General features: G+C 76.1%; 14 protein-coding genes. 5 read left to right on the top strand and 9 right to left on the bottom strand.

Going from position 1 to position 24132, the window contains the following annotated elements; genetic code table 11:
* Positions 1–359: 359 nt before the first annotated feature.
* The 4 genes from SM793_RS11020 (at position 360) to SM793_RS11005 (ending at position 4312) form a co-directional block, all read left to right on the top strand.
* Positions 360–2747, top strand: coding sequence for an ATP-binding protein (locus SM793_RS11020; protein WP_320437916.1), 2388 nt, complete (start codon positions 360–362; stop codon positions 2745–2747).
* Positions 2747–3178, top strand: coding sequence for a roadblock/LC7 domain-containing protein (locus SM793_RS11015; protein ID WP_045943028.1), 432 nt, complete (start codon positions 2747–2749; stop codon positions 3176–3178). The genes SM793_RS11020 and SM793_RS11015 overlap by 1 nt, the downstream gene beginning before the upstream one ends.
* Entirely contained in the window at positions 3175–3555 is a 381-nt protein-coding gene (locus SM793_RS11010) for a DUF742 domain-containing protein (protein ID WP_030391835.1), read from the top strand. Before SM793_RS11015 ends, SM793_RS11010 begins: the two co-directional genes overlap by 4 nt.
* A 184-nt stretch (positions 3556–3739) precedes the next feature.
* Positions 3740–4312, top strand: a complete 573-nt coding sequence (locus SM793_RS11005; protein WP_320437915.1) for a GTP-binding protein — start codon at positions 3740–3742, stop codon at positions 4310–4312.
* A gap of 87 nt (positions 4313–4399) precedes the next feature.
* Here SM793_RS11005 and SM793_RS11000 read toward each other — a convergent pair whose 3' ends face one another.
* The 9 genes from SM793_RS11000 to SM793_RS10960 form a co-directional block, all read right to left on the bottom strand.
* On the bottom strand, positions 4400–4867 hold the full coding sequence (locus tag SM793_RS11000) for a MarR family winged helix-turn-helix transcriptional regulator (protein WP_320437914.1): 468 nt from the start codon (positions 4865–4867) through the stop codon (positions 4400–4402).
* Between the two features lie 100 nt (positions 4868–4967).
* Complete coding sequence (locus SM793_RS10995; protein ID WP_320437913.1) at positions 4968–6992, bottom strand: hypothetical protein; 2025 nt, start codon at positions 6990–6992, stop codon at positions 4968–4970.
* A complete protein-coding gene (locus tag SM793_RS10990; RefSeq protein WP_320437912.1) occupies positions 6989–10780 on the bottom strand; it encodes a DUF5682 family protein in 3792 nt (1263 codons plus the stop codon). Before SM793_RS10990 ends, SM793_RS10995 begins: the two co-directional genes overlap by 4 nt.
* A gap of 133 nt (positions 10781–10913) precedes the next feature.
* The gene (locus SM793_RS10985) at positions 10914–12113 is read right to left on the bottom strand and encodes an AAA family ATPase (RefSeq protein ID WP_320437911.1); all 1200 of its coding nucleotides are present in this window, start codon (positions 12111–12113) and stop codon (positions 10914–10916) included.
* Positions 12110–17344: a hypothetical protein gene (locus tag SM793_RS10980; RefSeq protein ID WP_320437910.1), complete on the bottom strand. Its 5235-nt coding sequence runs from the start codon at positions 17342–17344 to the stop codon at positions 12110–12112. The genes SM793_RS10985 and SM793_RS10980 overlap by 4 nt, the downstream gene beginning before the upstream one ends.
* Positions 17341–18195 (bottom strand): DUF4132 domain-containing protein, encoded by an 855-nt coding sequence (locus SM793_RS10975; RefSeq protein WP_413815921.1) that lies wholly within the window; start codon positions 18193–18195, stop codon positions 17341–17343. Before SM793_RS10975 ends, SM793_RS10980 begins: the two co-directional genes overlap by 4 nt.
* Before the next feature lie 159 nt (positions 18196–18354).
* Positions 18355–19629: a PQQ-dependent sugar dehydrogenase gene (locus SM793_RS10970; RefSeq protein ID WP_320437909.1), complete on the bottom strand. Its 1275-nt coding sequence runs from the start codon at positions 19627–19629 to the stop codon at positions 18355–18357.
* Positions 19630–19799: 170 nt separating this feature from the next.
* The gene (locus SM793_RS10965; protein WP_320437908.1) at positions 19800–20591 is read right to left on the bottom strand and encodes an ABC transporter ATP-binding protein; all 792 of its coding nucleotides are present in this window, start codon (positions 20589–20591) and stop codon (positions 19800–19802) included.
* A gap of 136 nt (positions 20592–20727) precedes the next feature.
* On the bottom strand, positions 20728–21759 hold the full coding sequence (locus tag SM793_RS10960) for an ABC transporter substrate-binding protein (protein ID WP_320437907.1): 1032 nt from the start codon (positions 21757–21759) through the stop codon (positions 20728–20730).
* Positions 21760–21945: 186 nt separating this feature from the next.
* On the opposite strand from SM793_RS10960, the gene fhuB reads away from it, so the two are divergent.
* The gene (gene fhuB / locus SM793_RS10955; protein ID WP_320437906.1) at positions 21946–24117 is read left to right on the top strand and encodes a Fe(3+)-hydroxamate ABC transporter permease FhuB; all 2172 of its coding nucleotides are present in this window, start codon (positions 21946–21948) and stop codon (positions 24115–24117) included.
* The last annotated feature ends 15 nt before the right edge of the window (positions 24118–24132 follow it).

The following is a 24132-nucleotide window of genomic DNA, read 5'->3' as shown; positions in this document are numbered from 1 at the left end:
TGGAGCCGCTTGGTCTTGACACGTCCCTGACGGCTTTCCGGTGATCGAACCCCCGCCTCCGGAAAGCCGTCAGGCCCTCCCCGCACCTCCTCCGACCTGCCGTAACGACCCCCGGGGCCGACCCCGGCCGCCCCTGCCGCCCAGTCATCACCCGTTCACATATCGTCAGTTGATGTTGCCTTGAGGGCACCTGGGGCTGGTAGCGTTCCTGCAGTCGGCGGCCGTGCAGCATCCGTCCGGACGGTGACAAGACGTCACCAGATCCGGCAACCCTCCGGGCACCGCCGGCCGTGGCGCCCCGCGACCGCGGTCGGACCGCACACGGACAACCGCCGTTCGGCCCTGCTACAAGGAATCAGATGCCAGGCATATCGGCCCCCCGGACGGGCCACCGCGCCGGCCGGTCCGGCTCCCTCCGCAGCTCGCTCCTCGCCCTCGTGGTGGTCCCCTGCCTCGGCCTCGCCGCCGCCTGGGGTTACGCCGCCTACCTGCTGCGCGACGCCGGGGAGCGCACCGCCCTCTACGGCGGCACCGCGGTGGTCGCCGTCCTCCTGCTCTGGAGCCTGGTCCGCGGCCTGCGCGCCGCGCGCACCCTCCCGGGCCGGCTCGCGGACCTGCACGCCGAGACCCTGGCCCTCGCCCAGCACGAGATCCCCCAGGTGGTCGGCCGGCTCCAGGCCGGCGAATCGGTACCGACCCCGCCCGCCTGGACCCCCTCCCGGCGGATCGGCGACGAGGTCCAGCAGACCGCCGACGGCCTCGCCGCCGTCCGGCAGGCCGCCGTCGCAGCGATCGTGCACCAGGCCCAGGGCCGCGAGGGGACGAAGAAGGTCTTCCTCAACATCGCCCGCCGCACCCAGATCCTGATCCACCGCCAGATCAGCATGCTGGACGCGCTGGAGCGCGAGCACGAGGAACCCGAGCTGCTGCGCGAACTGTTCGCGGTCGACCACCTCGCCACCCGGATGCGGCGCAACGCCGAGAACCTGGTCATCCTGGGCGGCGCCCTGCCGGCCCGGCGCTGGCGCAACGCCGTCCCCATGGTCAACGTGCTGCGCAGCGCCGTCTCGGAGACCGAGAACTACTCGCGCGTCGTCGTCCAGGGCGTGCCCCGCGCCTCGCTCAGCGGCCAGGCCGTCGCCGACGTGATCCACCTGGTCGCCGAACTGATCGAGAACGGCACCACCTTCTCGCCGCCGTACACCCAGGTGCAGGTCTCCGCGCAGGAAGTGCCCAAGGGCCTGGCGGTGGAGGTCGAGGACCGCGGCCTCGGCATGGCCGAGGACGAGTACGAGCGGTTCAACGACTACCTGGCCAACCCGCCCGAGCTGGACGTCTCCGCGCTCGGCGACGACCTGCGGCTCGGCCTGTTCGTGGTCGCGCGGCTCGCCGCGCGGCACGACATTCAGGTCACCCTGCGGCCCTCGCCGTACGGCGGGACCAGGGCCGTGGTGCTGGTGCCCGCGCTGCTGCTGGAGCAGGCCGGGCAGCCGGCCGCCCTCCCCGGCCTGCCGTCCGGCGCCCGGGTCACCCGTACGCCCGTGCCCGACCTGCCGCCGGGCGGCGGGGCGGACGCGGACGCGGAGCTCGGCGAGATCGACCAGGAGCTGTCCGGCGCGCTCGCCGGGGTCCTGGGCGGGCTGCTGGGCACCCGGCCGGGTGCGGGACAGGAACAGGCGCAGGCGCAGGCGCTCGGGCAGGGCTCGGGCGGCGGGGCCGACGCGGGGGCGGAGTACCCCGCGGTCGGGCCGTCGGACGTCGAGCGGTGGGGCGGCGGACAGTCGGACCTTGGACAGTCGGACGTCGAGCAGTGGGGCGGCGGACAGTCGGACCTTGGACAGTCGGACTTCGGTCAGTCGGTGGCCGGTGGGATCGGAGCCGCCGCGACGGAGGGACTCCCCGCCCTCGGCGCGGGCCCGGCTGCGGCTTTCGCTCCGGTGCAGGCTCCGGCTTTCGCTCCGGCTCCCGTCGCGGACCCGGTTCTCTACGGTGACGATCCGTCCGGAGTGCTCGGCGGGACGGCGGACCGCTTCGACGGCAGCGTGGTGATCGGCGAACTGCTCGCGCGCTACCCCCAGGGCGGCACCCGCGACGAGGACGACCCGACGGTCAACGCCGGCCTGTCGGTGGGCTCGTCGATCCCCGGCCTGCCGGGCGCGGTGGTGGTGGCCCGACCGGCCATGCCCCGGCCGTACGACGGCGCGGAGGACGAGCCCGGCCCGGAGGACGGGGCCGGACCGGAGGACGGGGTCGGCCCGGACGGGGTCGGCCCGGAGGACGGGGCCGCCGTGGCCGGGTCCGGGGAGTCTGCGGCGCTCGCGGCGACGACGACGCCCACGCACCAGCGCGCCGAGGAGGCAGCGACGGAGCGCGGCCCCGACGGCGAGCTGCGCACCCCGCGCGTGCTGCCGCAGCGGGTCCGCAACGCCAGCCTCGCCGAGCAGTTGCGCGAGGCCAAGGTGCCGGGCACGGCGTTCGGCCAACCCGGCGCGTACGGACGGCCCGACGCTCCCGCCGCCGCACCGTACGGCCGCACCGGTCCGGCGGGTCCCGCCGGGGCCGACGGCGCCGGCGGGACCGGCTCCTTCGGACCGTCTGCGGACGACCCCTCGCCGCAGCGCTCGCGCGCCACCATGGCCGCCATCCAGCGCGGCACCCGCACCGCCCGTGCGACGACACCCGACGCGGACGCGCCGGACGCGCCCGCTGCCCCGGCCGCACCTTCCGCAGCTAAGGAACAGCAGTGATGACGCAGTACACCGATACCCAGCGCGACCTCAACTGGCTGCTGGACCAGCTGGTGGCGCGGGTCCCGGAGACCCGGCACGCCATCGTCCTCTCCGAGGACGGCCTGCTGATCGGGCTCTCCCAGGGCCTGGACCGGGCCGACGCCGAGCACCTGTCGGCCGTGGCCTCCGGTCTGCAGAGCCTCGCCCGCGGCGCCGGCCACCGGTTCAACGGCGGGCGGGTCCGGCAGACCGTGATCGAGATGGACCAGTTGTTCCTGTTCGTCACGACCGCCGGCCAGGGGGCCCGGCTCGCCGTGCTCACCAGCGAGGCGGTCGACGCCGGGCTGATGGCCTACGAGATCAACATGCTGGTGAAGCAGGTCGGCCAGTACCTCACCGCGGCGCCGCGCAGCGACGCCGGCCAGCCGGGCGTGGGTGGCGGTGCGTGACCGTCGACGCCGACGAGGCCTGGTTCTTCGACAAGGACGCGGGCCATCTGGTCCGCCCTTACGCCATCACCAACGGGCGTACCGGACCGGTCCGTGACGGATTCGCGCTGATCACCCTGGTGGTCACCGCCGACCCGCGTACGGACACCAGCCGGTTGACGCCCGAACCGGCCGCGATCCTGGACCTCTGCCGCGAACGCCCGCTGGCGGTGGCCGAGATCGCGGCCACCATGGATCTCCCGGTGAGCGTGGTCAAGGTATTACTCGACGACCTCGCCGAGGCCAGGATGATCCTCACCCGGGCACCCGTCCAGCTCGCCGAGGCACCGGACATCGCGTTGATCCGGGCTGTGATCGAGGGTGTCCGGCGGCTCTGACCGGGTCGGGTTCGGTCGGAGGCCGGGGTTCGGTCGGGCCCAGTCCGACCGGGCCGGGCCTGCTCCGGCGCTCTCCGCTTTCAGCTCCTCCGACTTCCCAGCCCCTCCGACTTCCCAGCTCTCCGACTTCCCAGCTCTTTCGACCTTTCGCTCCTCCGCTCAGTTCCCCTCCAGGAGACCAGACGTGACGACCCAGAGCCTGGTGCCGGGCGCGGTCAAGATCCTCGTGGCCGGCGGCTTCGGCGTCGGCAAGACCACCATGGTCGGCTCGGTCAGTGAGATCGAACCGCTCCAGACCGAGGAACGGATGACCCGGGCCAGCATCGGGGTCGACAGCCTCGACGGCGTCCAGGGCAAGTCGACGACCACCGTCGCGATGGACTTCGGCCGGATCACCGTCCGCCAGGACCTCGTGCTCTACCTGTTCGGCACCCCGGGCCAGTTCCGGTTCTGGTTCATGTGGGACGACCTGGCCCTCGGCGCGCTCGGCGCGATCGTGCTGGCCGACACCCGCCGGCTGGAGTCCAGCTTCGCCGCCGTCGACTTCTTCGAGCAGCGCGGCATCCCGTTCGCCATCGGCGTCAACTGCTTCCACGGGCGCCGCGACTGCGCGCCCGACGACGTCCGGCGCGCGCTCGACCTCGACCCGGGTGTGCCCGTCGTGCTCTGCGACGTCCGCGAGCGCGCGTCCAGCAAGGAACTGCTGCTCGCCCTGCTCGACCGGGTCCACGAGGAAGCGCTCACCTCACGCCGCTGAGCACCGGCCGTCCGGGCGCTCGGGCATCAGGTCCTCCGGGCGGCCTGATGCCCGGGCGCCCGGGCGTCCCGCTCCCCCGCGCCGTGCTCAGGACCCGGCCGGGGAGGCGGGAGCGGGCTCCAGGTCGTGGAGCGCGCGCACCAGCGGCGCCAGTTCGGGGATCTCGGCGGCCCCGGTGAGCGTCGCCTCCAGGGTCGCGTCGTGCAACGGCCGCGCCGCCCGGAGCAGTTCGCGGCCCTGCGGGGTCAGCTCGGTGTAGATGCCGCGCCGGTCGTCCGCGCACAGGTAGCGGCCGAGCAGCCCGCGCTCCTCCAGTCGGCTCACCAGCCGGGTGGTGGCGCTGCTGCTCAGCGCCGCCGCGCGGGCCAGCTGCTGCATCCGCATGTGCCAGCCGTCCTGCCGCGACAGCGCCTCCAGCACCGTGTACTCGACCACTGAGAGACGGTACTCAGCCTGCAGGGCCTTCTCCAGGGCCGAGTCGATCAGCCCGTGCAGCGCGGCGAGCGTGCGCCAGCCGCCGGCACGGACCTCGGCGGCATCGTCCTGGATCCCCATGGCTCGCGTCTCCCTGCTCGGGTCGTGTGCTCGTCGAACGTTCCGCTTCGTTCAAGTATGCCATTTGGCGCGGCATATCTGCTTGTGCAAATAGTTCTCCTTATGGCTGACTGCCGGGAGCCTCCTCGGACCAGGCGGTCGCGCAGAGGGCCGAGGCCAGCTCCTCCTCGTACCAGGCCGCCGCCGACCAGGCGGCCGCGAAGGTTCCGTGGTCGTCCGCGACCACCCGGCCGAAGACGTCGCGCTGCTGGTCCACCGCCGCCCCGAGCAGAGCCTCCAGCAGCGAGGCGCCGGTGGCCAGCCCCGCCGACCGCAACCGGGCCCGGTCATCGCGCGCCGCCCCCGTCCCCAGCGCCAGCGCCGCCCGGCCGCCGGTCACCGCCTGCTCCACCCTGCGGGCCAGCAGATGCACCGGCGTGGTCGGCGGGAGCGGTCCCGCCGGCAGGGCCGTGAGCGGCGGCGCGGCATCCCGGGGTGGGAGGGTCAGGTCCGCCGTCTGGAGCCGCTCCAGGCCGAGATTGACCCGGCCGGCGCGATCGGCGGGCAGGGCGAGGGACGGGGCCAGGGGCCGGGGCTGGGGTTGGGGCTGGGGTAGGGGCTGGGGCTGGGGCTCAGAGGGTTGGGTGGACGGGGGCTCGCCGACGGCCAGCAGGCGCAGCTCGGGGCGGGCCGCGCGCTCCAGGCGGCCGATCACCCGCAGCCGCAGACCCGGGGCGGTCGCGAGCAGCGCGAGATTGCCCCGGTGGGCGAGCCCCGGGTGGTCCTGCGCGGCGCGCAGCGCCACCACCACTCCCCCGCAGTCCGCCAGCAGTCGCGGCTCACCGCCCGGCCCGTACGGGACCGCTCCGAGCAGCGTCACGTCCAGGAACAGGAGTTCGCCCCCGGCCGGCCGGACCTCCGGAGGCAGTGCGGCCGCGCCGAGCGCCCGCGCCACCTGGGCGGCCGGCGGCTCGGCCCAGAGCCGGGCCGCCGGCTCGGCCGTCCAGGCCGCCCCGGCCGCGCGCACCGCCCGGACCGAGGCGCCCGCCCCGAGCCGCCCGGCCGCCGACCTGGTGGCGCCCTGAACGGCCAGCCCGGCCCGGGTGAACTCGCGGTGGCTGAGCATCGCGTCACCCAGCCGGACCGCCCGGTTGCCGGCGCCGACCGCCTGCGGCGCCGCTGCGGCGGCGTCGGTGTGCGGCATGATCTCGGCCATCGTGTGCAGACCGCCGCCCGCGTCGACCGCCCAGGTCAGCACGCCCGCGTGAGTGGCCGTCAGCACCGGCTCGGCGAAGAGTCCGTACAGCCGCAGGCCGCCCGCCGGCGCGTACACCTGGCGGGCCGTCCCGCGCAGGGCGGCGACGTCCGGACCCGTGGAGTCCGCCGCCGCGGCGGCGGACAGGGCCGTGCTGAGACCGAGCAGCTCGCGCAGACCGGCCACCAGATCGGCGAGCCGGTAGTCCGGCTCGCCCGAACGGGCCGCCCGGATCCGGGTGACCACCGCCACCGCCGCGGCCGCCGGCCGGTGCAGCCCGGCCAGCCGGGCCCGGTGGGCCGCCCGCAACAGCTCCGCCTGGAGCACCGCGCCCGTACCGCCCACGCCCGCCGCGAGCGCGGCGGAGCCCACCCGGTGCAGCTGGTCGACGGCGGCGCGTTCGGCGGCGCCGAGCGTTCCGACGGCCGGAGCGTCGCCCTGCGGACCTTCCGGGAGAGGGGCCGGGGCGGAGGTCCGGGACTCGCTGTCGGCCACGGCCCGTTCGGGCTGTCCGGGCTGATCGGCCTGCTCGGCCTGCGCTGCGCCTGCGGCCGACTCCGCCGGCGGTTCGCCGTCGGCCAGCGGGCAGACCGTGACCGCCGCCGCCCGGTGCACGCAGGCGGGCGCCAGCAGGCAGCCGCAGCGCACATCACCCGGCGCGGCGACCACCCCGCCCGGCGCGTGCAGGACGAGTTCCGTCTCCTCGTCCACGGCGATCCGCCAGTCCTCGCCCGTCCGTTCCACCGGCCGTTCGGCCAGTTTGGCGGCGGCCCCGTCCAGGCGCTTCTGCAGGCGGGCCGAGAGTCCGGCCACCACCTCGGCGACCACCTCCGGCCGCACCGCCGGCCACTGCAAGCGCGTCCCCGTCACGTCCCGTACCGCCTCCGTCATCGGACCTTCTCCCCCACCCAGCGGGCCAGTTCGAGCGGGCTGAGCGCCGCCACCGGCATCCCGGCCGCGACCAGCCGGCTCGCGATCGCCTTCGAGTACCGGGCCGTGCCGGTGTCGTCCAGCGCGGCGCAACCCAGCAGATGGCACCCGGAGTCGACCAGCGCCCGGGTCTGCGCGAGCAGCCCGCCCACCGGACCGCCCTCCTCGAAGTCGCTGACCACCGCGATCAGCGTGCGGGACGGCACCGTGACCAGCTCCCGCGCGTACTTGAGCCCGGCGGCGATGTGGGTGCCGCCGCCGATCCGGACCTCCAGGAGCAGGCCGAGCGGATCCGTCACCCGGTCGGTCAGGTCGACCACCTCGGTCGAGAAGGCGACGAAGTGCGTGCTCAGCGAGGGCACCCCGGCCAGGATCGACGCGGTCAGCGCCGCCCAGACCGTGGACGACTCCATCGAGCCGGAGACGTCCACGACCAGGATCAGGCGCCAGTCGGACGCCTGCCTGGCCCGGGTGCGGAAGATCGGGCGCTCCGGCACGATCACCATCCGGCCCGGCTCGGTGCCGGAGCCGGTGCCAGGGCCGGTATCGCTGCCGGCCGAGGGGGCGGCGGGGCGGGCGGTCGCCAGGTTGGCGCGGATGGTGCGGTGCAGGTCCAGGCCGCCGCCGGGGCGCCGGCTCGGACGCGGCACGCTGATCCCGGTGAGGGCGGGGCGCAGCCTGGTCGCCAGCTCCCGGCTCAACTCGTCGACCAGGCGCCGGACCAGCGGCCGCAGTCCGGCCAACCGGGCCTCGGGCAGACCGCCCGCGTGCTCCAGGACGGTGCGCAACAGGTCGACCGACGGCCGGACGGCGCCCGGGTCGATCGCCTCCAGGGCATCGCCGCGCCCGTGGGCCACGGCCGCCGCCAGCACCTCCTCCCGGATGCCGGGCCCGAACAGGGCGGTCAGCTCCTCGGACCACTCGCGCACGCCCGGGTACGGCGCCTCGCGGCCGCCCCGGTTGCCACCCGCCCCGCCCCGGCCGTCGAGACCGGGGCCGGAGCCCTCGCCGTGCCCCGTGCCGTAGAGCTCGTCGAGCGCGGTCGCGAGCCGCGAGGCACGGCCGCCGGGGCGGCCGTCGCCAGGGCGGCCGAGCAGCAGCCGCCAGCGCTCGGCCGCGCCGAGGGCGTGGGAGCCGGACGGGTCGGGGACGCGTTCGGGGACACGTTCGGGGACGGGCGCCTTGTCGGTGGGTGCCGCGCCGGTGGGTGCCGCGCCGGTGGGTGCCGGGAGGCTCGGTGGGAGCAGTCCCCGGCGGGCGAGTGCGGAACGGGCCGCGAGGTCGGCGCGGGACCAGTCGGCGAGCAGGGCGGGCGGCACCTCCTCCGGAAGCGCGTCCAGCCGGGCTCCCAGGCGCTCCTCGACGAGCGTCAGCAGCCGCTCCCGGGCCGCCGGGCTGAGCGTGTCGAACCCGCCGCGCAGGGCGGGCAGACGGTCGAGGAAAGCGTTGTCCGGGAGGGTGGCGGTCCGCTCCAGCAGTGGTTCGAGTACCTCGGGGGCGGTGGAGAACAGCCCCTCGGCGGCCGTCAGCAGACCGACCAGCGACCGGCCGAGGGCATGCCGGGCCTCGGGTGCGTTGGCGCCGTCGACCCAGGAGGCGGCCCGGTCGCCGAACACCGCCGGGACCTCCTGCCGGAGCAGCACCCGCACCGCACCGGCCGCACCGCGCACCAGGGGGCTCCCCCGGTCGGCGAGTTCGGCCAGTGCGTGGCGCAGCCGCAGACCGCCGGAGAGATCGGCCCGACGTGCCAGCTCGACCAGCGCCCTGGCGTCGTCGGCCTCGTCCGATCCGCCCAGCCCCTCCAGCTGCCGCACCGCCGCGACCGTCACCACCTCCGCGGCGGCGGCCACAGCGGCCAGGAACCTGTCCTCCGCCTCGGGGTCGGTGAGGCCGGGGGCGGTCGCGGTGGCGCCGGTGGCGGCGCTGCCCGTGCTCGTGGCCGGGACAGGGACCGGGACCGGGCGGTGGGTGGCGGTGAGGCGGTCGAGGAGGGCCAGGGCGTCGAGGAGTTCGGGCAGGGTGCCGCTCTCCGGGAGGACGGCCGTGAGCTGGGTGAGGCGGGTGCCGGTGAGGGCCGGGAGGCCGCAGGCGTCGGCGTCGGCGAGGCCCTGGAGGACCTCGCGGGCGGTCGGGCCGTCGGCCTGCCGCTCTCGGCGCAGCCGCTCGCGCAGTGCGCCTTCGGCGGCCTGGGCCGGGGTGACGCCCTGGGTGCCCGCGACCGTGAGCATCGCGGCGACGGCCGGGGTCCAGCGGACCCGCCAGCGGGTGGTGAGGGTCTCGGTGCCGCCCGCGCCGGTGGACCCGACCGGTTCGGCGTAGGGGACGCCGCAGGCGGTCAGCCGGTGGAGCAGGAGTTCGCGGCGGCGGTCGAGGGTCGAGCGGAGCGGGTCGGGGCGCAGCTCGCGCGGGGTGGGCTCGGCGGTGTCGCCCGGGCCGGGCAGGCCCAGCTCGGCGAGGAGTCGCTCGACGGCGGGGGCGAGGCCGCTGCGCGGGGCGGCCGGGGTGGGCGCGCCGGTGCGGGTGCCGACCAGGACCCGCTCCAGCGCGCGGGCCACCGCCCGGCCCCGGCCGAGCGGTTCGCCCTGGGCGAGGGCGGTCTGCACGGCCTCGATCAGTTCGCCCCGGCCGGGGGCCGCGAGGCCGCGCAGCCGGGCGAGGTCGCCGGCGACGCGGACGATCTCGCGGGCGTCGGCCGGGCCGGAGGGGTGGTCCTGGCCGCGCAGGGCGCCGCAGATCCGCACGGCGGTGGTGATCAGCGCCTCGGCCAGCCGGTCCTGGTCCCCGGCGGCGTCGAGCACGGTGTGCTGCCACTCGGGGTCGCGGATGCCGGCCGGGTAGCCGGAGCGGGCGTCGAGCAGCGGGTAGGTGTAGGGGATCAGGGAGACGACATGGCGACCGTCCGGCACCCGGTCGGGAGCGAGGTCGGGGTTGGGGTCGGGGTCGGGTGCCTCGGCGCCGTCCGCCCCGGCCGGGAGGAGCGCGGGCGCGTGGAAGGCTCCGACCACGGCGGCGACCCGGCGGCCGCCCTCGGCCGCCTCCTGGATGCGCGCCCGCATCCAGGCCTCGCGCCGCAGGTCGTACGGGTCGATGCCGGTGCCGTCCCGGGCGTCGCGGCGCAGCGCCCAGCCGACGAGCAGCGCGGCGCGGCGGACGGCCTCCGGGGTGGAGCCGGGGGCGGCGGTCTCGACGAGGCGGTCCCAGAGGTCCTCGTCGTCCTCGCGTCCGGTCAGGCGGTGGCGGAGGGCGTCGGCGACGCCGGGGCCGGGGGCGCCGGGGCCGGTACCGTCCCGGTCGGCACGGTCGGCGTGCCGGTCGCGGACGGCGAGGGGCAGATCGCAGGCGATCGTCCCGACGCCGTTCCGGCGGGCCCAGCGCAGGGCGGCGAGCTCGGGCGAGAAGTCGGCGAACGGGTAGAAGGCGAGCCCGGCGCCCTCGGCCGCGTCGTCCGGGCGGTCGGCGGCGGGTGCGGCGGCGAGGGCGACCGGGGCCCGGGTGGCCTCGTCCGCGAGCAGGTCCAGCCAGGGCTGGAACTCGGTGGGCAGTTCGACCAGCAGGACATCGGGCCGGGCGGCGTCCAGCAGCGCGGGCACGACGACGCTGAGCGAAGGGGCGTGGTGACGCACCCCGATCAGGTAGGGCCCGGGTGCGTCGAGGCCGGAGGCGGCCAGTCGGGCCGCCTCGGCCGCGACCGTCCCTCGCGGGTCGTCGTGGCCGGGGTCCGCCCCGCCGGGCGGCACCGCGCTGCTCATGTGTTGACCTCTCGGTGGAAGTTCGGGAACGGGGAGGGTCGGGGGTGGTGCGGGAGGGCCGGGGTGGTGCGGGAGGGAGGTGTGCGGGGCCGGGGGCCGGCCCGCCGCCTCGTGACGGCGGGCCGGCCGAGCCTCAGTGCTCCAGGGCGGAGCGCAGCTCCCACAGGGTGCGCCAGGTGGCGGCGCCCTGTTCGGCGCGGCGGCGGACCGGGCCGTCCCAGTAGCCGAGCAGCCGGGCGGCGTCGGCCGGGTCGTCCTTGCGGACGACGCCGATCAGCTGGCCGGGGAGCCGGCCGAGCAGGTCGCCGCCGTCGGGCAGGTACGCGGCGCCGACCCCGAGCGCGGTGGCCACCGAGACCGCCTCGGCGGTGCTCATCACGGTGGACGGGCGTTCGACGTCCCAGCCCTCGGTGGAGCGGCCGGTCCGCAGGTCGCGGAAGGCCGTGACGAGGGCCTCCAGCACCGCGTCGTCGACCGCGTAGGCGGCCCCGGCGCGGGCGACGGCGGCGGTGGACTGGCGGCGGACCAGCTCCACCTCGGCCGCCAGGCTGCCGATCGGCCCGACCGTCTCGAAGTTGAACCGGCGCTTGAGTGCGGCGGACATCTCGCTGACGCCCTTGTCGCGCAGGTTGGCGGTGGCGATCAGGGTGAAGCCGGGGGCGGCGTGCAGCTGGCCGTCCGGGGTGCCGGCCAGCTCGGGGACGGCGATCCGCCGCTCGGAGAGCAGCGACACCAGGGCGTCCTGGACCTCCGGGAGGCAGCGGGTGACCTCCTCGACCCGGGCGACCGCGCCGTTGGTCATCGCGCTGAGCACCGGGGAGGGCACCAGCGCCTCGCGGCTGGGGCCCTTGGCGAGCAGCAGGGCGTAGTTCCAGCCGTACTTGAGCTGGTCCTCGGTGGTGCCGGCGGTGCCCTGGACGGTGAGCCCGCTGGTGCCGCAGACGGCGGCGGCGAGGAGTTCGGAGAGCATCGACTTGGCGGTGCCGGGCTCGCCGACGAGCAGCAGGCCGCGCTCGCCGGCGAGGGTGACGACGCAGCGTTCGACGAGGGCCCGCTCGCCGACGAACTTCTGCTCGATCGCCAGGCTCCTGCGCCCCGCCTTGAGCTTCTCGCCGCCGCTGCCCATCACGAAGGTGACGACGGCGCGCGGGGTGAGCCGCCAACCGGGCGGGCGCGGGCCGGAGTCGTGCGCGGCGAGGAACTCCAGCTCGGCGGCGAACCTCTCCTCCGGCGGGACGACCTGCCGGGCCGGGGCATCGGTGCCGACGGTGGTAGTGGCACCGGAGGTGCTGGTGGTCGTGGTGGTGGCGGTGGTGGTGGCGGTGGTGGTCATCGGCGGGCCTTCCTGCGCTTGCCGGTCCGGAGTTCTTCGAAGCCGGGGGCGTCCCCGTCGGTGACGCGCTGCCAGGCCCGGGTGAACAGCTCCGGGACGGCGAACCGCGGCAGCACGTCGTGGTGGGTGGGGAGATCGTAGAGGGCGGCCTTCCAGGTCTCGACGGGCAGGCCGGGGGCCTTGGCCTCCTGCCAGCCGCCGGGAAGGAAGAGGGTGCGCCCGGCGCGGGCCCGCTTGGCCTCCATGACCAGGCCGGAGGCGAGGAGTTCGGTGCGCGCCTTCTTCGAACGGGCCGGCTTCCAGCCCGTCCAGCGCGCGACGTTGCGGTCGGTCGGATCGGGCAGCGCGAGCAGCTGGAGGTAGAGGACGGCGGCGTCCTCGCCGAGCCCGTGGGTCTTGGCGGCCTCGGTGACCAGCTCGGGCACCGTGAGCAGCGGGTGCTGGAGCCAGACCTCGGTCCCGGCGGCGGGAGACCCGGCGACGGGGGCACCCTCGGCGGAAGCACCGGCGGTCCCGGGGAGCTCCGGCAGGGTGACCAGCCGGTCCAGCTCCCCGCTCAGGAGAGCCGTGAGCACGGACCGCTGACGGGACAGCCAGTAGCTGTCGCCCAGGCCCGCCAACTGGTCCAGCGCCTGGTCCTGCGCCCCGTCGAGGCCGGCCGGGCGCCACCAGATCTGCTCCGCGTCGTCGTGGGTGGGCGAGAGCACCAGGGCCCCGCCGCAGCGGACCAGCCCGTCCGCGTCGGCGCCGCCCTCGGCGGGCAGGCCGTAGCGGGTGCGCAGCACGGCGGCGAGCGGCTCGCCCTTGCTGTTGCGGCGCAGGTCGTAGGCGAGCAGCAGCTCCGGGTCGGCCAGGCGGGTGTGCAGGGCCCGGACGGCGGGCGCGAGCGAGGCGCGCAGCGGACTGTTCCAGGGCAGCCGGTAGGCGAGCCAGGCGATCGCGTCGGCGGCCTCGGACAGGGTGCTGTAGTCGGGCACGGCCTGCGGGTCGTCGGCCTGGAGGACGGGCGTGGCCGACTCCCCCTGGGGGCGAATCCGTTGGCGGGTGGTGCGGCTGAGCCACGGGGTGGTCGCGAAGTTCAGGATCTCCTCGACCTTCTGGATGCTGGTGCCGCTGACGGTGGCCTGCTCCGCCTCGGGCAGGGTGACCAGCCGGCCGAGGCGCGCAGTCCAGTGCGCGGCGCCGGCGGCGCTGTCCGGACCGGTGCTCCAGAGTTCCTCCGGGTCGGCGGGCAGCAGGGCGGACCAGACCTCGCCGAGGGCGTCGCGTTCGCACCCGCGCAGCCAGTCGCGGGCGGCCTTGGCCTCGCCGGACTTGATGCCGTACTCCTTGAGCGCCTCCGAGGGCAGCGGCGCTCCGTACCAGTGGATCAGGGCCTCGGTGGGGCTGAACAGCAGCGTGGAGCGGATGGCGCCGATGCCGGTGCGCGCGCCGAAGTCGGCGGCGCGGTCGGCGCGGTGGGTCATGGCGCCGTGCTCGGGGAGCAGGGCGGTGAAGCGGGCGATCCACGCCGCGTCGACCGTCTCCTCGGTGCCGCGCTCCCCGGCGGTGCCGAAGTGGGCGACCGCGCCGAAGGCGCCGCTCGGGTCGTGGTCGACGGCGAGCCAGTACGCCCTGTCCTCTTGGTGCTGGCTGCAGGCGAGGACGATCACGGTGCGGTCGCCGTGCCGCCAGACCTGGCCGGCCCGGCGCTCGTGCTTGCCCTCGGCGGCGGTCGGGTCGGTGAGCGGCTCGGTGAGGACGATCTCGCGCAGGGTGGCGCCCCGGTCGGCGAGCGGCCCGGCGGTCAGCTCGGTCAGCAGCAGCGCGAGCGAGGCGCGCTGCTCGGCGGAGGTGAGCGGGGCGGCGGCCGCGTAGGCGAGGGTGCCGAGCCGGCCGAGCGTCCGCAGCCAGCCGTGGTGGTCGTCGTCGCCGTGCAGCTCGATCCGGTGCGGGGTGCTCCAGCCGGCGCCCTCGGCCGCGGGGGGCTCGGCGAGGACGGCGGTGACGGCCCTGAGGTTGTTGAGGACGCGGTGGTTGGCGCTGCGGTCCCAGGAGCGGCCGAAGCCGCCGACGCCGGGCAGCAGCAGGGCGACGGCCTGGCCCAGCTCGTAGTCGGTGCCGTGCTCGGGCCGGTAGGTGTACTCGGCGGCGCCGGAGCCGATGGTGCGGCCGTCGTCCTCGGGCTGCGGGAGGTAGCGCGCGACCCGGTCGAGCAGATCGGCGGCGGTGCGGGCGAGGCCGGTGACGCCGGCCAGCAGCAGCCGGTGGGTGACGCCGGGCAGGACGCCGGCGACGGCGTCGACCGGCAGGCCCTCCTGGGCCTTGCCGCTGCTGACGACCGGGCGGCGCACGCCCTGGACGGTGATCCAGCGCTGCCGGGCGGCGGGCACGGGCTCGGCGTCGGCCGGCCAGGCGGCGTCGATCAGCCGGGCGGCCTGCTCGTGGCTGACGGCGCGCAGCTCGGCCGAGCCGTGCTCGTCGCGCGGGCGCAGGACGTGCCAGTGGGTGAGCGGCAGGACGAGGGCGGTGCCGGCGCCGGCGAGGCCGCCGGGGCGGCCGGGTTCGAAGTCGGCGGTGAAGCCGGCCGGGTCCACGGTGACGGTGCCCTCCGCCGGGGAGTCCGCGGCGGGCAGGCCGAGGGCCAGGTGGCGCCCGTGGCCCTCCTGGACCACCGGCCGGCCGCCGCCGGGCAGGCTGAGCCGGCCGAGCGGGTACAGCGAGCGGCCGGCGCGGGCGTTGTCGACGACGAGCCTGGTGCCGTCGGCGGTGACGGTGGTGGTCCGGGTGCCGTCGGCCCGGACCCAGCTGCCGAGGACGGTGCCGTCGGTGCCGAGCGGGGTGGCCTCCAGGCCGGGCTGGAGCGGCAGCAGCCGGGTGCGGCCGACGTCGAGCCGGCCCGCCGCGGCGCTCGCGGCGATCCGCGGCGGCTCGGCGGCCCGGCCCGCGGTGCCGGTGGCGGCGTCGAGTTCCTCCAGTACGGGGCCGCCGGAACGCTGGTGGGCCGTCCAGTGGCCGGTGCCGTCGCCGAGGACGCGGCTCCGGGCGGGCAGCACGGTGTCGCCGACGTGCAGCGGCCGGTGGCCGCCGGTGCGGCCCCCGCCGGGGAGCGGCAGGGTCGGCGTCTCGATGTCGCCGCCGCCGTAGTAGTGGGCGATCTGCTCGCCGCCGAGCTCGAAGGTCTCGGCGGGCCGGCCGGACCAGTAGGCGCGCTGCTTGCCCTCGTGGGCCCAGGCGACCAGGAGTTCGCCGTCGACGAAGCGGAAGCGGGGGCGGTGCCAGCTCTCGAGCTTGTCGGGGATGCGCAGGGTGTGCTCGAGCAGGATGCCCTGCGGACCGGCCACGACGACCTGGTTGCCGCGGGCGAGCACCAGGTGCGGCCAGGCCTCCTCCAGCAGCAGCCCCTCGGGGAGGCTGCGGCCGTTGCCGACGCCGGGGGTGTCGCCGGCCTCGATGCCGAGCCGGGCGAGCGCCTCCTCCAGGGCGGGCCAGCCGAGTTCGTCGAGGATGCCGCCGCGCAGGGTGTCGGCGAGCAGCCCGGTCACGTCGAGTTCGGCGATCCGCCGGGCGGCGGCCGGGTTCTCGTCGCGGATGCCGGTGCGGTGGGCGCTCAGCTCGCGCAGGATGCCGTTCGCGCTCTCCAGGCCGCGGGCGGCCGTCAGTTCGTCGGCGCGGGCGTCGGACCACTCGACGAAGAGTTCGCGCAGGACCGGGCGGGCGGCGAGCCCGCGGCTGTCGACGGTGACCCAGACGGCCGGGACGGCGGCGCGCAGTGCGGGCCGGAAGCGGGGGTCGGCGGCCAGGGCGGCGAGGGTGCGGCCGTCGGTGGCGGAGGCGGCGACCCAGTCCTGGAGGACGAAGGTGTGGCCCTCGGCCGGGTCGGCGACCGGGACGCCCTCGGTGAGCAGCAGGTCGAGGAGTTCGAGCTGGGTGGCGCTGCGGCGCACTCCGGTGAAGAGGTCGACCGGCACGGCCTCGGCGCGCAGCCGGTCGAGCATCCGGTGGACCAGCTCGACGGTCTCGGTACTGAGGCCGAGGGTGCGCCAGCCCCGGCCGAGGTGGTTGGTCCAGCGCTGGAGCCAGGCGGCGGCCGGCTCGGCCGCCGGGGCCCCGGCGGGCAGGTCGGCGGGCGGGTCGGCGGGCGGGTCGGCGGGCGGGTCGGCGGGCGGGTCGGTGAGCAGGCGCTCGGCGCCGCTCTCCGCCAGCACGGCGAGCCAGGCGGCGTCCTGGCGGTTGCGGTCGTCGTTGCCCGACGGGTCGGGCAACAGCTCCAGCAGGCGGGCGCGCACGGCGGCGTCGCCCCGGCCGGCCTCGACGACGGCCTCGTGCCAGCTCTTCCAGAAGGTGCCCGGTGCGCGGTTGACGGCGGGCGAGGCGAGGAGTTCGAGGAGCAGGGCCCGCTCGTGCTCGTCCCGGTCCAGCCCGGCGGCCTTGAGCAGGGCGCGGGCGTCCTCGGCGACCCCGGCGTAGGGGGCCATGCCGGCCGCCGAGCGCTCGGTGCACAGCTGGCGGAACCGCTGCCAGGCGGTCAGCGGGTCGAGCCGGGCGCTCAGCTCCTTGACGTACTGGCGCAGCGCCTTGACGGTGAGGGCGCCGGCCAGCGCGAACTCCAGGAAGACGGCGCGCAGCCGCTCCTCGTCGACGGGGAGGTTGTGGGTGCGCTCGGCCTCGCGGGCCCGGCCGAAGAAGGTGCTCGCGTAGGTCTGGTTCTCCTGCTCGAGGAAGATCCGGCCGACCTGCTCGCAGTAGGTGGGCAGGAAGTGCGGGACGGCGCGGCCGAGCCGGCGGGCCAGCTCCTCGAAGCCGTCCTTGGCGTGGCCGGGCTTGGACTTGGCCTGGCGGGCGAGCCGCTCCATCTCCTTGACCAGCGCGAGTGCGTGGTGGCCGTTGGCCGGGTCGTGGACGAGCGCCCAGGCGGGGAAGCCCAGCGCCTCCTGGCGGACCTGGCCGACCTCGACCGGCTCCTCGGCGGGGACGAGGCCGAGGAAGTCGACGGCGAGGTCCTCGGCGGGGCCGAGGGCGCCGGGGACCAGCCGGACGATCCGGCGGCCGTCCAGCGCGGGGTGGGAGTAGCCGCGGGCGGTGAGGACGTCGGCGGCGCTGTCGGGGCCGCCGACGCCGGGCAGGGTGCCGGGGGCGAGGATCGCCCCGGAGTCCAGCAGCCGCTGGTGGCGCTCGGCTCCCCCGGGGGCACCGGTGGCGGCGCGGTCGAGCCCGGTGCGGTCGGGTCCGGTGGTGGTGGTGGTGCTCATGCGGCTTCCTCCCCTTCGATCACGCGGCCGGCGTGCAGTGCGGCGGCCATCCGCATCCCCTCGGACCAGGCGACCGGTCCGACCTCGGCCAGCGGCAGGACCTTGCCGTCCGGGCCGGTCCAGCTGAGCGCGCCGGTCTCGCACTCGTCGTACTCGTAGTAGTCGCCGACCCAGACCCGGGCCTCCAGGGCCCGCCCGTCCTCGACCACGGGCAGGACGGCGTGCCCGCCGCGGACCCGGTGGCCGAGCCGGGCGCAGCGGCCGAGCAGGTCGCGCAGCGCGGCGTAGCGGCCGCCCGCGTAGGTGTCGACCTCGGTGCCGGTGACGCCCGCCGGCCGGTGCCAGACCTCCCGGTACAGCTGCTGGACCTGTTGGGAAACGCCGAGTTCGACGGCGAACTCGCGCAGCTCGTCCAGCTCGTCCAGCAGGACCGGGTGGGGTATCCGAAGCTCGCTGCCGGTGAGCCGGACGGTGTCCCCGTCGAGGTCGACCAGGCCGATGCCTCGCTCGGGGTCGGCCCCGCGCAGGAAGCCGGCCACGGCGCCGTCCGCCCCGGTGACCACGAGGTCGCGCAGGACCTCGCGCCACGCCTCGTCCGCCCAGACCGTGGTGACGACCGCGGCGGGCACCGGCAGCGAGCGCACCATCCACCGCTCGGCGGTCTCCAGGCAGCCGCGCCGGTGGGCGTCCAGCCACTCGGTGAGCTGCCGGAGTCCGAGGACCACCGGATCGTCGTTCAGCTTCGGCGGGACGGCTTTCAGCTGACGGCCCGCCGCATTGCGGCAGACCACCTTGCCCTCCTCGTCGAAGGCGACGGAATAGCCGCCCGAACCTGTTTCCACCCACGCCACGGCCGCTCTCCTACCAGCTGGTCGATCAGTTGGGAGGAACGTAACGGGACACACTGACAACGCCGCGGGCAGGGAGGGGTACTGAACGGTAGGAAGCGGCGGATCCCCGGTCGAACCGCGTTCAAACCGCTCGAACGGGTGGCCGGATGCGACTCCCCGTCACCCGCTCTTGACGTCCAGTCGCAGAATCCGGTCGTCGCCCGGCCGCGGCGAGCCCCGGCCGTCGGTGTTGTCGGTGACGAGCAGCAGGGTGCCGTCCCCGTCGGCCGCCACGGTGCGCAGCCGGCCGTACTCGCCCCGGAGGAACTCCTGCGGGGCGCCGGCCGCCCGGTCGCCGTCCAGCGGGACCCGCCAGAGCCGGGTGCCCCGCAGTGCGGCCACCCAGACGGCGCCGGAGGCGAAGGCGATGCCGCTCGGCGAGGCGTCGGCGGCGTGCCACTGGGCGACCGGATCGGTGAATCCCGCCCGCCCGGCGGCGCCTTCGACGGTGGGCCAGCCGTAGTTGCCGCCGGAGGTGATCAGGTTCAGCTCGTCCCAGGTGTCCTGGCCGAACTCCGAGGCCCAGAGCCGCCCCTGCGGGTCCCAGGCCAGCCCCTGGACGTTGCGGTGGCCGAGCGACCAGACCGGCGAGCCGGGGAACGGGTTGCCGGGCGCGGGGTCGCCGTCCCGGGTGAGGCGCAGCACCTTGCCGCCGAGGGAGTCGCGGTCCTGGGCGAGCGAGCGGTCGTTCGCGTCGCCGGTGCCGGCGTAGAGGAAGCCGTCCGGACCGAACGCGATCCGCCCGCCGTTGTGCCGGGGGCCGTGCGGGATCCCGCTCAAAAGCACTGTGGGAGTGCTGAGTTGGGAGCCGGCGGGCCGGGAGGGGTCGAGGTCGAGCCGGGCGATCCGGTTGTCCGAGCCGGTGGAGAAGTACGCGTACACCCGGTGGTCGGTGGCGAAGTCGGGCGAGAGGGCGAGGCCGAGCAGGCCGCCCTCGCCGCCGGAGGTGACGCCCGGGACGGTGCCGGCCACCGTCCTGCCGCCGTCCTTCGCCGAGACGCGCAGGATCCGGGCGCTGTCGCGCTCGGAGACCAGCAGGTCGCCCCCGGGCAGGACGGCCAGGCCCCAGGGGGACTTGAGGCCGTCGGCGACGGTCCCCCGGACGGCCACCGAGGCGGCGGCGGGGGCGGAGGGCTCGGCCGGGGAGGGGCTGGGCGCCTCGGCCGGAGCGGAGTCCGTCGGAGCAGTATCCGTCGGAGCAGTATCCGTCGGAGTGGAATCCGTCGGCGCAGGAACCGTCGGTGCGGAAGCCGTCGATGCGGGAACCGCCGACGTGGAAACCGCCCCCGAGGACGCCCCGGCGGCACGGTCGGGAGCGGCGGCCGAGGAACAGCCCACCGCGGCGGCCGAGCCGAGGGCGATGGCGACGAGCAGGGCGGCGGTACGGCGGGGCATCGGTGACCCTTCCGGAGGCGGCGCGGGCGCGGCGGCGGCACGGACGTCCGGCGGACGCCCGTCCAGCAGACCACACCGGACCCGCCGGCCGCCCGGCAACCCGCCGCGCCGGTCAGGCAACCCGCCGTGCCCGTCAGGCCGTTCGAGGGATCCCCGGGCGGGCGGCCCGGTCAGACCGCCGTCCGGCTCCCCGCACGCGGGACGATCACCGGCGCGCCGTCCCCGGGGGCCTCGAGCACATCGCTGTCGATGTCGTACAGCGCCCGCACCAGCGGCGCGTCCACCACCTCGCGCGGCGGGCCGCAGGCGATCACCTCGCCGCCGCGCAGCGCCACCACCAGGTCGGCGTAGCGGGCCGCCGCCGCGAGGTCGTGCAGCACCATGACGACGGTGCGCCCGCCCGCCGCGACCTCGCGCACCAGCTCCAGCACCTCGACGGCGTGGCCGAGGTCGAGGGCGCTGGTCGGCTCGTCGAGCAGGACCACGGGCGCGTCCTGGGCCAGCACCATGGCGAGCCAGCAGCGCTGCCGCTGCCCGCCGGAGAGCCGGTCGAGCCGGCGGTCGGCGAACTCCTCGACGCCGGTGGCCCGCAGGGCCTCGCCGGTGAGCCGCTCGTCGTCGGCGGACCACTGCCGGAACAGGCCCTGGTGCGGGTGGCGGCCGTAGCGGACCAGCCCCGCCACGGTGACCGCCTCCGGTGCCTGCGGGCTCTGCGGCAGCAGCGCGACCCGGTGGGCGGCCTGCCGGGGGCGCAGCTTCCAGATGTCCTCGCCACCGACCAGCACCCGGCCGGAGTCGGGCCGGTGCAGCCGGGCGATCGAGCGCAGCAGGGTGGACTTGCCGCAGCCGTTCGGCCCGACGACGGCCACCACCTGCCCGCCGGGCACGGTGAGGTCGACGCCGCCGAGCACCGGGCGCCCGGGGCCGTAGCCGACCGTGAGGCCCTCGACCGTCAACTCCATGGCGGATTCCTCGGTTTCGCAAAGGTGGCGGGGTGGCGGGGAGAGGCGGAAAACGGAACGGCGGAAAGGGGAAAACGGAACGGCTGAACGGCGGAACGGCGGGCGCCCGGTGAGGAGGTCGCCCGCCGCCGGCGGGTCACTTGGCGGCGAGCGCCTTGCCGATGTCGCCGATCACGACGTCCGCGGCGAGCGGGCCGCCGCGGGTCGACCAGACCGAACCGTCCACGGTCACGGTGTGGTTGTTCTTCACCGCGCCCAGCTCCTGGTAGGCGGGCTTGGACTGGACGTCCTTCAGCGCGGCCTTGCCGTCGTCGGTGAGGGTCGACAGGAACAGCCAGTCGCCGTCGATCTCGTTGATCTTCTCCAGGCTCAGCGCCGGGGTGTGCGCGTTGCCGTCCTTGTCCTGGGCCTTCGGGCGGGTCAGGCCCATGTCCAGGGCGACCCCGCTGGCGAACTGCTTCTTCTCCATCCAGCTCGGGCCGGTCGGGTTCCAGCGGACGATGGAGACGGCCGCGCCCTTGCCGGCGCCCAGCTCGCCGCCGGCCTTGACGGCCTTGGCGTCGTAGTCGGCGATGACCTTGTTGGCCTGCTCCAGCTTGTTGAGGGCGTTTCCGATGCCGCGGAAGGAGAGCTTCCAGTCGTCGGTCGGCGCCATGGTGACCAGCGTGGCGGGGGTGATCTCGCGCAGCTGCTTGAGGACCTGCTGGTCCTGCATGTCGCCGGCCAGGATGAGGTCGGGCTTGGCGGCGATCACCTTGTCCATGACGGGCTGGAGCAGGTTGCCGACCACCGGGATGCCCTGGACCTTGTCCTTCAGGTACGCCGGCGGCTCGTTGAGCCCCTGGCCGTTGGTGATGCCGGCCGGCTTGAGGCCGAGGGCGAGCACCGCGTCGAGGTCCTCCTGGGTGAGGGTGACGATGCGCTTGGGCTCGGCGGGGATCTCGACGGCCGTGCCGGTGGCGTCCTTGACGGTCCGCTTGCCGCCGGCCGCGTCGGCCGCCGGGCTGCCCGCGGCGGCGGCGGACGGGGAGCCCTTGTCGGTGGACCCCTGGTCGGAGGAGCCCGACGAGCCGCAGCCGACGAGCAGGAGCGTGGCAGCCCCGGTGGCGGCCACCGCCTGGACCGCGCGACGGCGGGCGAGGTGCAGCGGGCTCTGGGGGGACGACATGGATGCCTCCGGGCAAGGGTGTTGCGGACGGGCGGTACGGACGACGGTGCGGACTGCGGCGGTGCGACGGCGGTTCAGCGGCGGTGCGACGGCGGCGCGGAGACCCGGACCGGGACGATCCGGACGGCTGCCGCCCCGGGTCGGACACCCGTCCGACCGCGCCGACCATTAGGTTAGCCTTACCTTATGACATTGTCGCAAGTGGGTGCCGTCGAAGCGGCCGGCGCGGACCCCTCCGCCCCCGCACCGCCGACGGCCGACCGGTCCCGCCGCACCGCCTGGATCACCCTCGGCGGCATCCTCGCCGCGCTGCTCGTCCTGACGGCGCTCTCGCTGTCCGTCGGCGCCGGCGAGGTCGGCCCCGGCCGCGTGCTGGACTACCTGCTCGACACCGGCGGCGCCCGCGCCGACAGTCACCTCGCCCTGGTCGTCGGCGACCTGCGCCTCCCCCGCACCCTGACGGCCCTGCTGGTCGGCGCCGCGCTCGGGGTGGCCGGTGCCCAACTCCAGTCCGTCACCCGCAATCCGCTCGCCGAGACCGGCCTGCTCGGCGTCAACGCCGGCGCCTCGCTCGGCGTCGTCCTCGGCATCGCCGTGCTCGGCGTCCAGACCTCCTACGGCTACCTCGCCTTCGCCTTCGGCGGCGCCGTCCTGGCCAGCGGAATCGTGCTGGCGATCGCCGGCAGCCGGGGCGGCGGCTCCCCGATGCGACTCGTCCTCGGCGGCTCCGCCGTCGGCGCCACCTTCGGCGGCCTCACCGGCGTCCTGATCGTCAACTCCCCCGAGGCGTACGACCGCTACCGGGTCTGGGTGCTCGGCTCCCTGGCCGGGGTGGAGGGCTGGACCACCCTCGGCCGGCTCGCCCCTGTGGTCGGGGCCGGCTTCGTGGTCGCCCTGCTCACCACCCGGCCGCTGTCCGCGCTCGCACTGGGCGACGACCTCGCCCGCGGCCTCGGCCACCGCCCCGGCGCCACCCGCGCCGCCGTCGCGCTCGCCGTCACCCTGCTCACCGCCTCCGCCGTCGCCCTCGCCGGGCCCATCTCCTTCCTCGGCCTGCTCGCCGGCTTCCTGGCGCGGGCGGCGGCCGGACCCCGGGTCGGCCGGCTCACCCTGCTCGCCGGACTCGTCGGCGCCGCCGTGCTGACCGGGGCGGACGTGCTCGCCCGGGTGGTCGCCCGCCCCTTCGAGGCCCCGGTCTCGGTGATCGTCGCGCTGATCGGCGCGCCCACGCTGATCGCCATCGTGCGGTCCAGGAAGACCGCCGCGCTCGGCCTGACCGACACCGCCCCCGCCGACTCCTCCGGCCGGAGCGGCCACCCGGAGGAGAAACCGCCCAGGCCGGACGTGGTGATCCGGCGCGGCGCGCTGTCCGTCCTGCTCCCGCGCCGCTCGGCACTGGCCGCGCTGGGCCTCGCCGCCGCGCTGCTCGCCGCTGTGGTGGTCTCCGCGCACGCCGGCCAGAGCGAACTCGGCCTCGGCGACACCTTCCGGGCCGTCCTCGGCTACGGCGACCGCCTCGACGTCCTGCTGGTGCAGAAGTTCCGGCTCGGCCGGATCGTCGCGGGCCTGGCCGCCGGCGCCGCGCTCGGCCTCGCCGGCTGCCTCACCCAGACGCTGGCCCGCAACCGGCTCGCCACCCCCGAACTGCTCGGTGTCAACGACGGCGCCACCGCCGCCGTGCTGATCTCCGTCACCGCGACCGGCGCGTTCGGCGCCTGGTGGGCCGGACCGATCGGCGCGCTGGTCGCCGTCGCCGTGGTCACCGCCGTGTCCGGCGGCCTCGGCGCCCGAGGCTACCGGGTGCTCGTAGTCGGCCTCGCCATGTCGGCGCTCGCCTCCGCGATCATCCAGGTCGCGATGGCCCGGCGCTCGCTCAGCTCCGCCTCCTCGCTGTACGTCTGGACCTCCGGCAGCCTCAACGGCCGTGACTACGAGGTCGCCGCCCCGGTGCTGATCGGCCTCGCCGTCCTGGTGCCGATCGCGCTGGTGGTGGCCCGCCGGCTGGCGGTGCTGCGCTTCGACGACAACGTGGCCTCCTCGCTCGGCGTCGACCCCGGCCGGGTCCGGCTCGCCTGCCTGCTGCTGGCCGTGGCGCTCGCCGGCCTCGCCGTCGGGATCTGCGGGCCGGTCGGCTTCGTCGCGCTGGCCGCACCGGTCGTCGCCGGGCGGCTGGCCGGGCCGTCCCGCGTCCCGGTGCTCGGCTCGGCCCTGGTCGGCGCGGTGCTGATCGTGCTCGCCGACACCCTCGGCCGGGTACTGATCTCCGGCGTCGAGATCCCGGTCGGCATCGTCACCACCGTGCTCGGCGGCCCTTTCCTGCTCTGGGTGTTGCTCGGCCGCAAGGGCAACCCCGCCTGACCATCGAGGAGTTAT

The sequence above is a fragment of the Kitasatospora purpeofusca genome (genome assembly GCF_034043715.1).
Classification (GTDB): domain Bacteria; phylum Actinomycetota; class Actinomycetes; order Streptomycetales; family Streptomycetaceae; genus Kitasatospora; species Kitasatospora purpeofusca_A.
The sequence above is the reverse complement of the archived record's forward strand: the minus strand, read 5'-3'. Positions and strand labels throughout refer to the sequence as shown.

Bases quoted from the DNA above. Each gene is read 5' to 3' on its own strand.
- SM793_RS10995 (WP_320437913.1), bottom strand. From the start codon at position 6,992: ATGACGGAGGCGGTACGGGACGTGACGGGGACGCGCTTGCAGTGGCCG.
- SM793_RS10965 (WP_320437908.1), bottom strand. From the start codon at position 20,591: ATGGAGTTGACGGTCGAGGGCCTCACGGTCGGCTACGGCCCCGGGCGC.
- SM793_RS10970 (WP_320437909.1), bottom strand. From the start codon at position 19,629: ATGCCCCGCCGTACCGCCGCCCTGCTCGTCGCCATCGCCCTCGGCTCG.
- fhuB (WP_320437906.1), top strand. From the start codon at position 21,946: ATGACATTGTCGCAAGTGGGTGCCGTCGAAGCGGCCGGCGCGGACCCC.
- SM793_RS10960 (WP_320437907.1), bottom strand. From the start codon at position 21,759: ATGTCGTCCCCCCAGAGCCCGCTGCACCTCGCCCGCCGTCGCGCGGTC.
- SM793_RS10990 (WP_320437912.1), bottom strand. From the start codon at position 10,780: ATGAGCAGCGCGGTGCCGCCCGGCGGGGCGGACCCCGGCCACGACGAC.
- SM793_RS11020 (WP_320437916.1), top strand. From the start codon at position 360: ATGCCAGGCATATCGGCCCCCCGGACGGGCCACCGCGCCGGCCGGTCC.
- SM793_RS10980 (WP_320437910.1), bottom strand. From the start codon at position 17,344: ATGAGCACCACCACCACCACCGGACCCGACCGCACCGGGCTCGACCGC.
- SM793_RS10985 (WP_320437911.1), bottom strand. From the start codon at position 12,113: ATGACCACCACCGCCACCACCACCGCCACCACCACGACCACCAGCACC.
- SM793_RS11015 (WP_045943028.1), top strand. From the start codon at position 2,747: ATGACGCAGTACACCGATACCCAGCGCGACCTCAACTGGCTGCTGGAC.
- SM793_RS11000 (WP_320437914.1), bottom strand. From the start codon at position 4,867: ATGGGGATCCAGGACGATGCCGCCGAGGTCCGTGCCGGCGGCTGGCGC.